A 15,667-nucleotide genomic window follows, 5' to 3' on the forward strand; every position below is an offset into this window, starting at 1 on the left:
TGGCCTGGATGCTCATGGGCGTCGCTTCGGGCGGTCGTCCCAGCGGTGGGTGGTCCAGAGGCCCGCTCGATGCGCTGGGGATGATCTGGTCCGTCTCTGACGCCGGGTTCGAGGCCGGCCCGGGCTGGGCGCAGGTGCCGGCGAAGGAGCATGCCGGCTCGTTGGCGGCGCCGGCGCGGGCGTCGATCGGCGGGTATCCGATCGGAACGTGGCTCGCCGAGCTGCGGGCCGCCGCCCAGGTGCCCACGGGCGAGCCGGTGCCCTCGCGCCGGAGCGGCGCCGCGCGTTGGAGGAGATCGACCCGTGGTGGTGCCCGAGCCGGCCGATCGTGTGGCAGCGCATCCATGGCGTAGCCAGGTCGTGGTGGCTGGAGTCCGACGGCCAGGTGGACTGGGCGCAGTTGCCCGAGGAGACCATGTTCGAGGGCGAGCAGCTCGGCCGCTGGGTCCGGGCGCAGCGGGCGGGCTTCGCCGAGCTCGACCAGGAGCAGCAGGACCTCCTGGCGCCGGCGGTCGGCATCGAGGAGGACCAGGAGCCGGCGGCCGCGCGGGCGGCGGCCGCGGCGGAGCCGAAGGTGTCCCGCGCGGACCGCTTTACCCAGGGCCTGACGGCGCTCGGGCAGTTGGAGGCCCTGGGCGTGGCCTGGTAGGGCCCGCCGGTCGGTCAGCGGCTGCCCCTCCGGACAGCCAGGAGGAACCAGTGCTGGAAGAAACCCAGGAGACCGAGGAGATCGTCGAACTCGTCGCCGCCCTGGACATCGGCAAGAAATCGGATGTCGACGCCGTAGGCGTCCGGGCCCGGCGGATCCGCCGGGCCCGGACGCTCGGTGTCGGCAGGCGAGCCTGCGAGCCTCCGTCAGGGGAGCGCGACGAACGGCTCGAGGAACGCCCGCGCGGCCGGAGCGTCGAGCCGGTACGACACGTTGGTCGCGTAGCAGGGCCCGTCCCCGGTGATGGTCGTCGCAACCAACAGGAACTGCCCGTCGATCTCGGCGAAGTTCGGCCCGCCGGAGTCCCCGTAGCAGGCGCCACCGTTGCCCTGCGGCGCGGTCATTGCCAGCCGTACCCACGGCGCGTTCAGCGCGTCGAACGTCACAGGGGCCTTCATCCGGACGCCGCCGCCCGGATGGGTCTGTCCGCCGGGTCCGCGCTGCGCCTCCTGGGTGCCGTAGCCGACCAGCTGGAAGGATGTCGTGTTCAGCCCCTGCGGGCCGAGCCCGTCGAGCTGGCCCGCCGTGGGCAGGGCGGCCGGGGTGAACGCCCAGCGCGCGGCGACCGCCCGCCCGGGCAGCTGGATCACGGCGATGTCGTGCGGATCGGCGGACGGGCCCGGGTACGCGGGGTCCTGGTGGGCGACACCCTCCACGGCGACCGCTGAGGCGACGGCGGCCGGATCTCCGGGGTGCGCGGCCGCGGCGGCGTCGAGGGCGGACTGCACGTCCTGCCCCAGGGAGACGTAGAAGCGGGCACCGGTCGGCCAGTCGCTGGTGCAGTGCGCGGCGGTGAGGAACGTGTCGCGGTCCACCATGGTGCCCGAGCACATCCAGTCCACCCGGTCCGCAGTGGCGGGGTTCTCGTCGTCGTCCCACTGCACCACCAGCGCCCCGACCTCGGTGCGCTCGGGCGCGGGCGCGGCGTTGTACGAGTTGATCGCGGCGGCGGGCCCCGCCAGCGCGGCGAGCAGACCCGCGCCGGCCGCGGCCGTACCGACCGCGACGCCGGCCTGTCTCAGCAGGGCCTCGGTTCTCTTGCTGGGCATGATTCGGATCTCCTTCCGGGCCGCCCGTCCCCGGCGGCCTCGCCTGGTGTCGGTCTTCTCAGTCGACCGGTTGTGGTCCGTCGACGAGCGCCGGGGCCCGGCCGTACCCGCCGTGCGCGCGGCGGCCGGGCCCCGGGCCGGTCAGAAGACGCTCACGTTGTACTTGGCGAGCGCCTCGTTGACGGGCTGGAAGAAGGTCGTGCCACCCGTACGGCAGTCGCCGCTGCCGCCCGAGGTGATGCCGAGCGCCTTGGTGCCGTCGTAGAGCGGGCCGCCGGAGTCGCCGGGCTCGGCGCAGACGTTGGTCTGGATCATGCCCCGGACGGTGCCGCCGCCGGAGTAGTGGACGGTGGCATCCAGCCCCGTCACGGTGCCGCCGTGCGTGCCGGTGGTCGACCCGGTGCGCTTGACCGACTCGCCCACGTACGCGTCGGGAGCGGAGGAGAAGCCGCCGGTGTGGCTCAGCGAGGCGTTGTCGTACCGGACCAGCGCGTAGTCGTTGCCCGGGAAGCTGGAGTTGACGGTCGCACCGATCGGCGTGCTCTGGCTGGACGTCGTGTACCAGGTGTTGGCGACGTTGCCGCAGTGCCCGGCGGTGATGAAGTAGTAGGTGCTCCCGCTGACCACGTTGAAGCCGAGCGAGCAGCGGTAGCCGCCACCGTAGATGGCGTTGCCGGCGGCCAGCAGCGGGGCGAACGTACCGGCCGCCCGCTGGATTCTGAGCGCGCCGGCATCCGCCCCGGCCGCCTTCTTGATCTTGGCGAGCGCGGCGGGGGAGACGGTGCTGTCGGCGGTCACGACCACGCGACCGGAGCGGTGGTCCACGTACCATGCGGTGCCGCCGACGTCCGCGCCCAGCACGGCCTCGCTCACCGCGGAGAGCTGGGCCGGGCTGAAGGACTCGGCCGGAGCGGCGATGGCGCTCGGCGCGGCTACCGCGGTGGCGGACAGCAGGCCGATGGTGGCGGCGAGGACTCGGGTGTGCCTCGCGATCCTTCTGGTGGGGGTGGTGCGCTTGATCCTCACTGATCTCCTCCTGGGAGTGCCCGTGTCGGGGTTGGGCCGTGAGGCGCAGTCAGGAAGGTGGCAGCGTAGGGTGATCTGCCCCTGACAGGCGCGCTGAGAGGGAGTATTGGGCACCTCGGCGTGGCGGCACAAGACTGCCGCCACGATGACGGCGACCATTTCGCTCCGGAAGGCTGATGAAGATGTCGGGTTCCGGCCCCGCCGCGCGAGTGGTAGTGGCGGCGGGCGGCCGCGGAGCGCAACGCACGTACGAAGGCGGGGCGTTCGGGCAGATCCCGCTTCATGCTCTCGTCCCAGGTCAACCGACGGGTGGAGAGGATGCGCCTACGGCTTGTCCCTTCCACCCGCCGCTGCTGGTCGTACACGCTCACCGCCTTGATGAGGGCCGGTAGCCGACCGACCCCCACCGCTCCTTGCGGTGAGGGTCGGAGGCACGGGCTCCGAACTTGACCTCCTATTCGGTGCGCAGGGCCGTGGCGGTTCGGGCCCTGGCTGCCCAGCCGGCGGGCAGGAGCGCACCCAGGGTGGCGATGAGCAGGCCACCGAGTGCGAGCGGGAACAGTTCGGCTCCGTGGTAAACCGCGATGACGGAACCGGGGAGGCGGAGCCCCACGCTGTCGCCCATCGCGGGGACGACCCAGCCGTGCAGGGCTACGCCGAGCGGCACGCCCAGAGTGCCCGCGACCAGTCCGGTCACGACGACCGAGGTGATGACCATCGCGATGGTCTGCTGGGGCGTCATGCCGAGCGCCTTGTGGACGCCGATCTCCCGGACGCGCTCGCGGGTGTCGAGCAGCACGCCGTTGAGCACGCCCAGCGCGGCGACGGCGACGAGCATCAGCGTGAGGATCGCGGACAGCGCGTTGAGCGTGACGACCATGTCGCTGCCGGCGTCAAGCCCGCCGGCCCGGGCGGTGACACCCAGCGGTGCCAGATCCTTGTTCAGCGTGTCGACGTAGGCGGAGACATCGGTGCCTGATGTGACCGCGATGTGATGGCTCGTCTCCGCCAGGTCGGGATGCGCGGCCGTGAGGGTCGAGGCGTCGGTGAAGACCTGCATGCCGTCGTTGCGGGGGTCGAGGACCTCGCCGACGATCCTGACCGTGACCGGCTCGGCCAGGCCGTTCAGGGTGACGGTGTCGCCGATGCGGGCGCCGGTGGCGGCCAGGAAGGGGGTCGGGACCACGGCCTCGCCGGGCTTGTCGATCCAGCGGCCCGAGACCATCGTGTAGCCGCCCCAGGAGGCGTCGCCCGTGAAGGCGTTCACGTCGATGGTGCCGGTCAGGCCGGACACGGTCGCCCGTACCGTCGCGGCACTGTAGTGCTTCCCGGTCCCGGCGGCGGCCTCGATGGCAGCGGCAACCGCAGCAGGATCGACCTCGGACTGCTTCTCGGGGCCAGCGCCTCGGGGGCCGAAGTCCGGCAAGGGCGCGGGCACGACGACATCGGCGGTGTCGTGGGCCCTGGCTTTCATCACCTGGCCGAGCGAGGCGCCCATCCCCACGGTGAACGTGACGGCGATGGCGCCGAACAGGATCGCCGTGCCCATGGCCAGCGTGCGGGCGGGCCGCGCGAAGGGCCGGGCAAGGCCCAGGGCGACGGGCTGCGGCAACGGCAGCCGTCCGGCCAGGCGGGCCGCCCACCGGCCGCGCCCCGCCGAAGCGGTACGCCCGACGGCGAGCGCATCGACCGTACGCAGCCGCCCGGCCCGCCAGGAACTCGCCCAGGCGGTCACCGCCACCAGGCCGAGCACCCCGGCGACCACCGCCAGGTCGACCCAGGGGGTGATGGCCAGGGACGAGGTGCCGTAGACCTCCTCGGTCTCGGCCAGTACGGGGACGGCGAGCAGGTGACCGGCGAGGACACCGAGAGCCGTGCCGACGGTGGTCGGGATCAGCGCCTGGCCCACGTAGGCCCGCACGACCTGGGACGGGGTGAAGCCGAGGGCCTTGAGGATGCCGATGCGGCGCGTTCCCGTGCCGACGGCCGACGCGACGACGTTGCCGACGATGAGCACCGACATGACCAGGCCCAGAGCGCCGAACGCGATGAGGAACGGGACGTAGACGGCGGTATCGCGCTCGGCGGTCTTCTTGACGGTGAGCCATGACTGTTCACCGACGGCCGTTCCCGGTGGCAGGGATTCGGTCACTGCCTTGCCGCCCGCGGTGATCTGCGCGACGGTACCCGCGTCGGTGAAGCGGTAGAGCATCTGGTAGCCGCCGCTGCCGGGCGCGGTGAGCGCGGGTATCTGGGAGGGAACCACCCAGGCGTCAGCGGTGTGCGTGACCGAGCGGGCCACACCGACCACCGTCAGTGTCGGACTACCGGACAGATCGGGGAAGGCGATCTTCATGCCCATGGTGGGGAAGAGCGAGGAGTCGGCGGACAGCACGATCTCGCCGGAGCGCGTGGGCCACCGCCCGTCGAGCAGTGCCACCTCGTCCACGTCCCGGCCGGGATCGCCCCGGCCGACCACGGTCATCGGCCACCCGGGGCCTGCCCCGTCCGACTGCGGGGTGACCGTCGCCGTACGGAACGGCCCGGCCGCGTCGCTCACCCCTTCGGCGTCCTTGGATCCCGACAGCTGCCCGGCGCTCACCTTGCCCGCGTCGAACTGCACGGACAGATGCGCGCCGTGCTGCCGGACGAAGGCGTCGTCGAAGGGTGCGCCGGAAACCACGAGCAGCGATCCGCCGAGGACGGAGGCGGCCGCCGCCATCATCGTGGCGAGCCCGATCGCCAGCGTCTGCACCCGGCGTCGTCCCACCCCCGAGCGCACCACCTTGCCGAGCGCGCTCATCGAACGGCCTCCGATGCGACGGCCTGCGACCGGACGTCCTCGGTGATCCGGCCGTCGGCGATCCGGACCGTACGGTTCGTGCAGGACCGGGCCAGGGCCAGGTCGTGGGTGACCACGACGATGGTCTGGCCCTCGGCGTTGAGGCCGGAGAGCAGCTCGCTGACGTCCTGTCCGGCGGCCGTGTCCAGGGCCCCGGTCGGCTCGTCGGCCAGGAGCAGCGCCGGCCGGTTCATCAACGCCCGGGCCACCGCGACGCGCTGCCGCTCGCCGCCGGACAGCCGCCCCGGGTAGGCGCGGGCGTGCCGGTCGATGCCCAGCAGCTCCAGGAGTTCCGCCGTCCGGCGGTCTGCCTCGCCACGTGCCGTACCCGCGAGGCGCGCGGGCAGGACGACATTGTCGGTGACGGTCAGATCGTCGAGCAGGTTGAAGAACTGGAAGACCATGCCGATCTTCGACCGCCGGTAGAGCGCCGCTCCGGCTTCGCCCAGCTGGTCCACCCGCACCCCGTCCACAGTGACGGTTCCCGTGTCGGGCCGGTCCAGGCCCGCGATCAGATTGAGCAGCGTGGACTTACCACTGCCGGAAGGGCCGAGGATCGCGACGGCCTCGCCGGGCTGCACGGTCAGCGACGCCTCGTGCAGAGCGGGCGGTCCGCCGTCGTACCGGCGGCTCACCTCGTGCAGTTCGATCACCGGCATGGTCATGAAAGGCTCCTAGGGTACGGGCAGTTGGCTGTGTGAACGCTAGGAGCAGGTCCGGCCCGCACGCGTCGCCCGCCCGAACCCATTGCGGTACCGCACTCGGATGAGCACCGGAAACGTCATCCCTGCGATGTAGGCGGGTGATGTATCCGGTACGGCGGGAATGACCACTGGGACGGATTCCGCGGGTTCGCACGGCGGCGACAATGATCCGGTGATGGACGCACGTACGACGATGGAGCGACTGCGGGAAGCCGCCCGCCGGACGGTCCGCGACGCCAGGCTCCCGAGCGGTCCACCGCTGCGGCCGACCCGGCGCGCCTGGCAGTTCGACGCGCTGGTGGCACTGGTACTCGGAATCGCCACCGTCTACTACGGCATCGACAATGCCGATAACGTCGTGCTGCGTGAGATCGCACCCGGCGTGGAGCTCGTCATACCGCGCCCGTCCGGCCCCGGCGGCCTGGCCTTCATGGTGACCCTCGCGGTCGTCGCCTCGGGCGCCCTGGCACTGCGCCGCCGCTACCCGCTCGCTGTGCTGTGCGTCGTGACGGCCGCGACACTGGCGACACCGCAGAGCGTTCTGCGGCTGACCTTCTACGCGTTCATCGTCGCCGTCTACAGCGCCGCCGTGTACAGCCCGTACAGGGTGGCGACCCTGGCGGCGCTGCCGGTGTCGGTCGTCCTGGTCGGCACGTCGGGGAACTCGGTGACACCGATCGTCCCCAACGAATACATCGCCCTGCTGATCCTGGTCCCGATGGCCGTGGCCGCCGTCGGCCTGCGTACCTGGAAACTCCGCACCGACGAGGGCCGCACCCGGCTCTCCGTCCTGGAACGCGAACAGGCCGAGGCGCTGCGCCGGGCCGTCGAGCACGAGCGAGCCAGGATCGCCCGCGAACTGCACGACGTCGTCACGCACAACGTCAGCGTGATGATCATCCAGGCGGGTGCCGCCCGCAAGATCATGAAAACCTCCCCCGAGGAGGCCGGCGAGGCGCTGCTCGCCGTCGAGGCGGGCGGACGGGCGGCCATGACCGAGCTGCGCCACGTCATGGGACTGCTCACCATGGCCGACGAGGGCGAGGGGACGGACGGAGGTGCGGACCTGGCCGACACGGCGGCGGAGCTGGCCCCGCAACCCGGCCTGGACCAGCTGGAAACGCTGGTCGGACGGGTCCGGGACAGCGGACTGCCCGTCGACCTGACCGTGGCCGGCCCGCCCCGTCCCCTCCCGCCCGGCCTCGAACTCGCGGCCTACCGCGTGGTCCAGGAAGCCCTGACCAACACCGTGAAGCACGCGTCCGGCGCCACCGCCGCCGTGACCGTCGAATACGGCCCGGAACGGCTCCGGGTGGAAGTCACCGACACCGGTGGAAGCCCGGGCGCGGGCGCCGGCAGCGGCCGGGGCCTGATCGGCCTGCGCGAGCGCCTCGCCGTCTACGACGGAACCCTGAACACCGGCCGACGTCTGACCGGCGGCTACCGTGTGGAGGCCTTGATCCCCTTGGAGACACCGTGACCGAGCCGCTGCGTGTGCTCCTCGCCGACGACCAGACACTGGTCCGCACCGGATTCCGATTGATCCTCAGGGCCGATGGCATCGACGTCGTCGCCGAGGCGACCAACGGAGCCGAAGCGGTCGAAGCGGTCCGCCGGACACGTCCCGACGTGGTCCTGATGGACGTCCGAATGCCCGAGATGGACGGTCTGGAGGCCACCCGCCGCATCCTCACCGGCGCCCCCGACCAACCTCGCGTCATCATCCTGACCACGTTCGACCTCGACCGCTACGTCTACGCGGCACTGTCCGCCGGGGCCAGCGGCTTCCTCCTCAAGGACGTCACCCCCGAGCATCTGACCGCGGCCGTCCACACGGTCCGTACCGGCGACGCCCTCCTCGCGCCCGCCATCACCCGCCGCCTCGTACAGAGGTTCACCCGGCGCGGCAGCGACACCACCACCCTCCACCGCGACCTCGCCTCGCTCACCCCACGCGAACTGGAGGTCCTCGGCCTGCTGGCCCGAGGGCTGAGCAACGCCGAACTCGCCACCCGCCTCCACCTGGCCGAGGCAACCGTCAAGACGCACGTCGCCCGCATCCTCGCCAAGCTCGGCCTCCGTGACCGTGTCCAGGCCGTCATCGTCGCCTACGAAACAGGCCTGGTCAGCGTCGGCGCAGGCGAGGCCGCCCAGCAGTCCACCGAGCAGACGTAGACCTGGAGGGACGCGATGCCGCTTCGGAGCGTGACACGGGCCGATGCCCCGCTCCTGCCGTGATGCGACACGACCCGTGTGGGACACAGCGACTGCAACGACTCGCTGGGGCCGGCCGAAGCTCCTCGCCCACCTGCAGGAACGCCTCGGTGTCGCGTACCCCAAGAGCTACCGCCGGGCATGCCCGTACCCGGTGTCGGCCGGCTCCCTGCCCGACCACATGACCCGGGCCCAGCGCTTCCCCGCGCAGAGCAGTTCGGGCAGCTGAGACCCTGGGCGTGGCCTGGTGGCCCGCTCCCCGGTCGGGCCGCTGTCCTTGCCTGGCTGTACGCTGCTGCGGCCCTGAGAAAGCACTGGAAGGCCGCCACCCTGCGGGGTGGCGGCCTTCTGGCGTTGCGGCCCACCAAAACCATCGCAGGGCCAAAGAGGTTGTCAGCGTGTCGGGGGTTACTCGGGGCAGACGGGCCCGGGACTCCCTGTTGCGGCCCCACCTCGACCGCGACGGCGACAGGCCGCCCCGGCTGCGCGTGCTCCTCCTCGACCCGGACACGATGAACCGCCCCCGGCCGAGCCAGGACGGGGGCGGTTCCTTGAGACGGCGGCGGGCGAGGGCGAGAACGGCTTGCTTGTGGGTCTTGCCCTCACTCCTCTTGCGCTCGTAGAACATCCTGAACGTGGGGCAGCAGCGGGCGGTGACCTGGGCGGATGGTTCGAGTTGGCGAGCGTGAACTGCCGCAAGGGCCCGAAGTACGCCTCGATCGGGTTCGCCCAGGACGCGTCGGCCGGGGTGAAGCACAGGTGGACGTTGTTGTTCTTTGCCCAGCACAGGACCTTCTTACCGTCGTAGGCGAAGAGGTTGTCCAGGATCACGTAGACCTCGGAAGGATCGGAAGATCGCGACGGTGATAGTGTCCGGCGGTCGACGACCGGACTCGGATGCCCTCCAGGACCACCACCAACGGCACGTCACGGCCCGCTGCAGCAGCTTCGAGCCGGAGGGGGTTCACGGTGGCCGCGTCATTCGTCGAACGGCGACGCCTGCCGAAGCCCTCGACCCTCTGGCTTCCAGGCGGGACCAGTTGCGGTACGAGAACGATGAAAGGCCAAGCATGACGCGCGGACACGCCAGGACCATCGGCGATGTGGTGGCCGGGCGGTTCGAACTCAAGGAACGCCTCGGCGCCGGAGGAATGGGCACCGTCTGGCGGGCCCACGATCCGGCGCTGGAACGCGACGTGGCACTCAAGGAGATGCGTTCCACCGGCCACGACGACCCCGAGCGGGCCGCGCAGATGCGCGAGCGCGCACTGCGCGAGGCCAAGGCACTGGCCCGGATCAACCATCCCGGCGCGGTGACCATCTACGAGGTCGTCGACGACCAGCCCTACCCGTGGCTGGTCATGGAGTTCGTCGACGGCACCCCGCTGGACGCTCTGCTGCGCGGCGGCGCCCTGGCCCCGGTCCAGGCTGCACGCATCGGCGCGGACGTCCTGTCCGCCCTGCGAGCCGCCCACGCGACGGGAATCCTGCACCGCGACGTCAAGCCCGCGAACGTGCTCATCCGTCCGGACGGCAGCGCCGTTCTCACCGACTTCGGCATCGCCGCCCTTCAGGGCTCCCGGACCCTCACCACCACGGGCGACCTCATCGGCTCCCCGGAGTACATGGCCCCGGAACTCATCCGGCCCGGCGAGGCCCGGGCAGGTACCGCCAGCGATCTCTGGTCGCTCGGTGTCCTGCTGTATGTCTGCGTCGAGGGAACGAACCCGATGCGGCGTGATTCCGTCTGGGAGATCCTCGTCGCCGTCTGCGACGACCCCGTGCCGCCCCCGCTGCGTGCCGGCCCGCTCGCCCCCGTCATCACCGCCCTGCTCACCAGGGACCCGGGCGGTCGGCCGGATGCCGACGAGACCGCCAGGGTGCTCGCGGCCGTCCGTGACGAGTTGCCGACCCCCGTGGAGGCCGGCGCGCCCGCGGGCACCCGAGTGCCCGTCACCCAGGACGGCGGACCGACCCGCCCCCTGCCTCCGCGCGCATCCGGCGCCCACCCCGAACCTGCCCCGAGCACCGGTGTCGAGCCGGTCCGTCCCAGCACGCCGGTTCCCGCTCGGAAGCAACGCCTCACCTGGGTGCTCCTCACCGTCGTCACGCTCCTCGCCGTCGGCGCCGGCCTCTACGCGACCCTCCCCGACCCGCGCACCACAGCCACCGACCCCGCCAACCCCACCGTCACCGTCACCACGTCCGGCAGCCCCACGCCGACACCATCCCCGGCGGGCCGGTGGATCGCCCAGATCTCCACCATCCCCCACTCCGCCGACCCGGCCGCGCGCGACAAGGAACTCCTCACCACCCAGCGCCGGATCCCCGGCGCCAGACTCCTCAACAGCGACGACTGGAAGTCCCTCCAGCCGGGGTACTGGGTGATCTACACCACCGGCGACTTCTCCGACGGCGACAGCGCCCTCGCGTTCTGCACCCAGCACGGCCGCAGCAAGTGCGTCGGCCGCTACCTCAGCCAGGACACGGCCGACAGCCTCTTCATTTGCCTGCCCGCACCCAGCCCCGGACAGCCCTCCAGCCGCGAGGGCTGCCACCGCCCCTGACCCTCCACCCCGACGGAGAATCCGGGCCCCTCCCTCTTACGAAACCCGCGGCAGGCCACCGCCCTGTCCCTACCTGTGGATGTGGCACCGCCTACTTCGAGCTCGACACGGCATCGGTCCGGCCGGCGCCCTCCTGGTCGAGCACGGTGGTAGCAGCAGAAGCGCAGATCTGCACGGGGAACGGCGATTGCCCGGCGAAGTCCTGGTCTTTGCCGAGGCGGGCGACTCCGGTGCTCTATTCGGGTTCGGCGATCAGGCCGCGAGTCGGTGGGCGAGCCGGGTGAGTCGGCTGGTCCGGGGCGGCTGGACTGGTCGGTCCAGTGGGCGTCGAGGCGGATGACGTTGATCGCGGTGGCGGAGTAGGCGTGCTGGAGGCTGACCTTGGGCAGGCCGCGGTAGCGGGAGTGCCGCGCGCACGCTCTCTCCCGCCAGCTCCAGCCGGTTCAAGTCCCGCACGGCGCCGATGTCATGGGTGGAGTCGGTGCGCTGCTTGCCCCCGGCCGAGATCAGCCCCTCCTGGCGGCAGTGCTCCACCAGCCGGTCGAAGATCAGGCGCTCCGTACCGTGCTCGACCAACCGGGCTCGGAACCCGGCCAGCACCGTGAAGTCGAAGCCGGGATCGGTCAGCTCCGGACCGATCGCGTACTTCCAGTCGATCGTCCGGACCGTCATCCCGGCTGCCTGACGGTCGGTCAGTTCTCGGCGAACTGCAGCACCGTGACCAGTGCCGGCATCCCCGGTGACATACCTGGAGCCCCGCACCCCCGAACGCGGGCGCGAACGGCTCGTCCGCGAAGACCTCGGCCGGCTTCTCCCGCATCGCCAGCGTCCCTCCGGCAGTCCCGCCGCCCTCATCGACACCCGCAGCACCCCCGCGACCGCCTGCCCATGAGACAACCGCACGAGCGATCGTGCCGCAGTCAGCGACCCACGACCGAATAGAGCAACAGAGTCGTCAGCTCCTCCAAAGTAGGGACAGGTGGTGATGCGGACACAGGTACTCCTGGTGGGCGAGGGACCGTAGCCAGCCGGCCGTGCGGGAGGCCCGGGGCGTAGCGCGCACGGCCGGAACCGGCCACGGCCGCCGGGAGAGAACCGGCCGCACCGTAGAAGCAGCAACCGGCCGGTCAACCCATGTGCGGCGCGGGCCATACGGCGGGGAAGCAACAACGGCAGCTGCGGGGGCACTCCGAGCCGGGCGCGCCCCGTGCCTTACGAAGTTATCTGGACAGATCACCTGATTCAGCGACTGTGCAGGCCGTACGGGGTGCGTATGGTTCCGGCCGTGCGAGTGATGAAGGTGCCCGACGCTGTGGCCGGTCAGCCGCAGGTGCGGCTGATGGACACGGCTGGTGAGCCAGTGGTTGAAGTCGATGACTTCCTGCGGTTGTTGACCGTGCGGGCGTACTCGACGAACACGGTCCGCGCTTACGCGTACGACCTCCTGAAGCTGTACCTGTTCTGCGAGGAACGCGGTATCACAGCAGCCGAGTTCACGCCGGTGAGGGCGATGGAGTTTCTGGAGTGGCTGCGACTTGTGTCGTCGTCTCGGCGCGCGCAGCGCCTGGAGCTTGGCGTCGCGACGAGCGGGGGCCGACTGCTGTCGCCGAAGACGTGCAACCGGGTGCTCGCCGCGGTGTCGTCGTTCTACGAGTTCCTGATCGCCAGCGAGCGGTACACCGGCCGGGACAACCCGATCGTCAAGAAGGTCGACCAGGCCGCGGCACGAGTACCGGACCGATACCGGCCACCGTTGGCGAATGCTCGCCGGCAGCAGCCGGTCCGCCGAGTCCTGCGAGTCAAGACGGTGGAACCGGTCCCGCGACCGATGCCGGCCGGCGTCTATCGGGCGCTCGTCGACGAGCTGCGGACCCGTCGAGACCTGGCTCTGCTGGAGCTGATGTGGGAGGGCGGGCTTCGTCCGGGCGAAGTGCTGGGGCTGCAACTGGAGGACATCTCCTATGGACAGCGCCGGGTGACGGTCCGCAAACGGGACGATCATCCCCGCGGGGTACGGCAGAAATCGCGCCGTGACCGGGTGGTCGATCTGCGGGAGGGCCGGGCCCTGGCGGCGCTGAACGCCTACGTGATGCGTGAGCGTCCAGCCGATGTGGACACGCCGTGGGTGTTCCTGGTCGGTGGCCGCGGCAAGCGCCGAGAGGAGGCGTTGGGCTACGACGCCCTGGTGCGAATGTTCGCCCGCGCTGCCCAGCGGGCTGGGGTGCGGGACGCGTGGCTGACCCCGCACAGCCTGCGGCATTCCCATGCGACGCGGATGTTCGAGGGTGGAATGCGGGAGCTGACGCTGATGACCCGGCTTGGGCACGCGACACCCGACTCGATGAAGGTCTATACCCGGGTGAGCGATCCCGAGGTCGTCAAGGACTACCGCCGGGCGATCGGAGAGCAGGACGCGTGAACGTGAACGCGCTCGTGCGAGCGGCAGCATCACCAGGTGCCTCATCGAGCTGGGCCCCTCGGCACTGTCCCGAGACCGAGTACGTGGCATTCGTCAACTCGCTTACGGTCAGCGATCGTTGGCTCCGTAAGCACCTCCAGTTCCACCTGCGGTTCCGGCGCACATACCCGGACCTGCAGACCTGGTTCGCTCAGCCACTGCGTGACCGGCTGGGCTGGCGCAACGGCGAGGGACAGAACCGGCGCCTGGCCCCCGAGCCCGGCTTCGACGCGACCGCAGCATGGATCAACTTCAACGCCCGCCACTACCTGACCTACCTCGCCCTCACCGGCCGCTTGCGCATGGACTGGGGCTGGCTGTTGGGGATCGGCGTGCTCAAGCCGTTTCATGTCGCCGACCAGCTCGGGCTGCCATTGCGGGAAACTGCCGAGCTGCTGCGCGACCGCCTCGTGACGCTCGGACACATCCGCGATGACGAGGGATTCCGGATTCCCTGGGGCCTGATCCGGCTGGCCATGCACCGCGGCGACCCGGAGGTGAGCACCATCAGCGGTGACGACGTCGAGGAGCTGCGGCACGCCATCCGGTACTGCGATCGCATCCCCGGCCTGATCCAGGTCGTCGGTGAGGACCGCTGCCCCACCTTGAAGATGGCCTGGGCGACCAACGCCTTCCGCACCGGCCTGGCGCTGTTCCACGCCGGCATCACCGACCGGCCGCCCTCCCGCGAACAGGCGACGCCGCCCCCCCGGTTGTGCTCGAAGCCACGCGTCGATGCGATCTTCGAACGCTTCCTTGCTGAACGCGCCCTGGTCCTGCGGCCGGAGAGCATGTCCAGCGCCCGTGGCGGGCTTCGCCGCTTCGGGCTGTGGCTTGACACCGAGCGCCCGCAGATCGACAGCCTCGACCAGCTCAACCGTGCCGACATGGTCGCATTCATGGAGTCGGTCCACCGACTGCGCAAGATCAAGCAGCCCGACGAGCCACTCAGTCGGGCCTACCGGGCAGGCATCATCTCGACCGTCGCCGTGCTCTTCCGCCATGCCGCCGTCGCCGAGTGGGACGACGTCCCGGCCCGCCCTTTGATCACACACGCCGACATGCCCCGCGTCATCGAACGCGTCCCCCGGTTCATCCCCCAGGACCAGCTCGAACCCGTCATGAACCGGGTCCGCCAGCTCGACTGCGCGTTGCAGCGGTGCGCGCTGCTGGTCGCCCGGTGGAGCGGAGCCCGCCGCACCGAGATCCGCAAGCTCCACCTCGACTGCCTCGACACCTACCCGGACGGCACCCCTCGGCTGCGGCTCGCGGCAGGAAAAGCTCTCAAGGAACGTACCGTCCCACTGCACGACGAGGCCGCCGACGCGATCCGCGCGCTGGTCGAACTGCGGCAGCTCCAACACGACCGAGGCATCCACGACCCCGACCTCGGACGCCCCGTGCGCTACCTGTTCTTGCGTAACGGCGGCCTGGCAGGTCCCGACTACCTCTTCGCCAACCCACTGCGTGAGATCTGCCAGGCGCTCGGCATCCTGAACAGCGTCGGCAAGCCCGCGATCCACCCCCACCGCTTCCGGCACACCCTGGGCACCCAACTCGCCGAGAGAGGCGCCCGCGTGCAGACCATCATGAAAGTCCTCGGCCACAAGAGCCCAGGCATGTCGATGACCTACACCCACATCTCCGACCCCACGGTCCTGGCCGACTACCAAGCCGTTCTGACGCCCGGCGCGGTCATCGCCGGCCCGCTCGCCGACACCCTGCGCTCCGGACACCTCGACCAGGACGCGCTGGACTGGCTCAAGACCAACTTCTACAAGACCGAGCTCGAACTCGGCCGTTGCCTTCGCCTGCCCCAGGAGGGCCCCTGCGAGTGTGACCTCTATCTCAGCTGCGCGAAGTTCGTCACCACACCCCAGTACGCGCCACGTCTGCGTGAACGGCTCTGCACCGAGCGGCAACTGATCACCGACGCAAGGGACCGCGGCTGGGAGCGGGAGATCGAGCGCCACCAGCGCATCGCCGACCGCATCACCACCCTCCTCGACGACCTCGGCGAACCGCACGACGAGCCCGCCGAGTGAACGGTGCAGCCGAGAAATGCACTGGTCAGGGAGCCTTACGCAGGGCAGGATGC

General features: G+C 70.8%; 12 protein-coding genes and 1 pseudogene. 7 read left to right on the forward strand and 6 right to left on the reverse strand.

Annotated features, from left to right (window positions below):
- Window positions 1-286: 286 nt before the first annotated feature.
- Entirely contained in the window at window positions 287-649 is a 363-nt protein-coding gene (locus AB0M03_RS09200; RefSeq protein WP_363490122.1) for a hypothetical protein, read from the forward strand.
- 206 nt (window positions 650-855) lie between these two features.
- Here the strand turns inward: AB0M03_RS09200 and AB0M03_RS09205 are convergent, their stop codons facing one another.
- The 4 genes from AB0M03_RS09205 to AB0M03_RS09220 form a co-directional block, all read right to left on the reverse strand.
- Window positions 856-1,758: a trypsin-like serine protease gene (locus AB0M03_RS09205; RefSeq protein WP_363490124.1), complete on the reverse strand. Its 903-nt coding sequence runs from the start codon at window positions 1,756-1,758 to the stop codon at window positions 856-858.
- A 141-nt stretch (window positions 1,759-1,899) separates the two neighbouring features.
- Window positions 1,900-2,784, reverse strand: a complete 885-nt coding sequence (locus tag AB0M03_RS09210) for a S1 family peptidase (protein WP_363490126.1) — start codon at window positions 2,782-2,784, stop codon at window positions 1,900-1,902.
- A 454-nt stretch (window positions 2,785-3,238) separates the two neighbouring features.
- A complete protein-coding gene (locus tag AB0M03_RS09215; protein ID WP_363490128.1) occupies window positions 3,239-5,587 on the reverse strand; it encodes an FtsX-like permease family protein in 2,349 nt (782 codons plus the stop codon).
- On the reverse strand, window positions 5,584-6,291 hold the full coding sequence (locus AB0M03_RS09220; protein WP_363490130.1) for an ABC transporter ATP-binding protein: 708 nt from the start codon (window positions 6,289-6,291) through the stop codon (window positions 5,584-5,586). Before AB0M03_RS09220 ends, AB0M03_RS09215 begins: the two co-directional genes overlap by 4 nt.
- Window positions 6,292-6,523: 232 nt before the next feature.
- Between AB0M03_RS09220 and AB0M03_RS09225 the strand changes: the two genes are divergently transcribed.
- From AB0M03_RS09225 to AB0M03_RS09235, 3 genes are all read left to right on the forward strand, one after another.
- On the forward strand, window positions 6,524-7,810 hold the full coding sequence (locus AB0M03_RS09225; protein WP_363490280.1) for a histidine kinase: 1,287 nt from the start codon (window positions 6,524-6,526) through the stop codon (window positions 7,808-7,810).
- Complete coding sequence (locus tag AB0M03_RS09230) at window positions 7,807-8,505, forward strand: response regulator transcription factor (protein WP_363490132.1); 699 nt, start codon at window positions 7,807-7,809, stop codon at window positions 8,503-8,505. Before AB0M03_RS09225 ends, AB0M03_RS09230 begins: the two co-directional genes overlap by 4 nt.
- 76 nt (window positions 8,506-8,581) lie before the next feature.
- A complete protein-coding gene (locus AB0M03_RS09235; protein ID WP_363490294.1) occupies window positions 8,582-8,773 on the forward strand; it encodes a hypothetical protein in 192 nt (63 codons plus the stop codon).
- A gap of 434 nt (window positions 8,774-9,207) precedes the next feature.
- On the opposite strand, the pseudogene AB0M03_RS09240 reads toward AB0M03_RS09235, so the two are convergent.
- Window positions 9,208-9,420, reverse strand: a pseudogene (locus tag AB0M03_RS09240) (transposase); the annotation flags it as partial.
- A gap of 194 nt (window positions 9,421-9,614) precedes the next feature.
- On the opposite strand from AB0M03_RS09240, the gene AB0M03_RS09245 reads away from it, so the two are divergent.
- Window positions 9,615-11,111 carry a protein kinase gene (locus AB0M03_RS09245; RefSeq protein WP_363490134.1) on the forward strand — a complete coding sequence of 499 codons (1,497 nt, stop codon included), beginning with the start codon at window positions 9,615-9,617 and terminating at the stop codon, window positions 11,109-11,111.
- Between the two features lie 252 nt (window positions 11,112-11,363).
- On the opposite strand, the gene AB0M03_RS09250 is transcribed toward AB0M03_RS09245, so the two are convergent.
- Complete coding sequence (locus tag AB0M03_RS09250; RefSeq protein ID WP_363490136.1) at window positions 11,364-11,783, reverse strand: hypothetical protein; 420 nt, start codon at window positions 11,781-11,783, stop codon at window positions 11,364-11,366.
- A gap of 622 nt (window positions 11,784-12,405) precedes the next feature.
- Here AB0M03_RS09250 and AB0M03_RS09255 point away from each other — a divergent pair.
- Together AB0M03_RS09255 and AB0M03_RS09260 are read left to right on the forward strand one after the other, a co-directional pair.
- Window positions 12,406-13,530 carry a tyrosine-type recombinase/integrase gene (locus AB0M03_RS09255; protein WP_363490282.1) on the forward strand — a complete coding sequence of 375 codons (1,125 nt, stop codon included), beginning with the start codon at window positions 12,406-12,408 and terminating at the stop codon, window positions 13,528-13,530.
- Between the two features lie 2 nt (window positions 13,531-13,532).
- Window positions 13,533-15,614 carry a tyrosine-type recombinase/integrase gene (locus tag AB0M03_RS09260; protein ID WP_363490138.1) on the forward strand — a complete coding sequence of 694 codons (2,082 nt, stop codon included), beginning with the start codon at window positions 13,533-13,535 and terminating at the stop codon, window positions 15,612-15,614.
- Window positions 15,615-15,667 lie beyond the last annotated feature (53 nt).

Source organism: Kitasatospora sp. NPDC051914 (assembly GCF_040680995.1).
In the GTDB taxonomy this organism is placed as follows: Bacteria; Actinomycetota; Actinomycetes; order Streptomycetales; family Streptomycetaceae; genus Kitasatospora.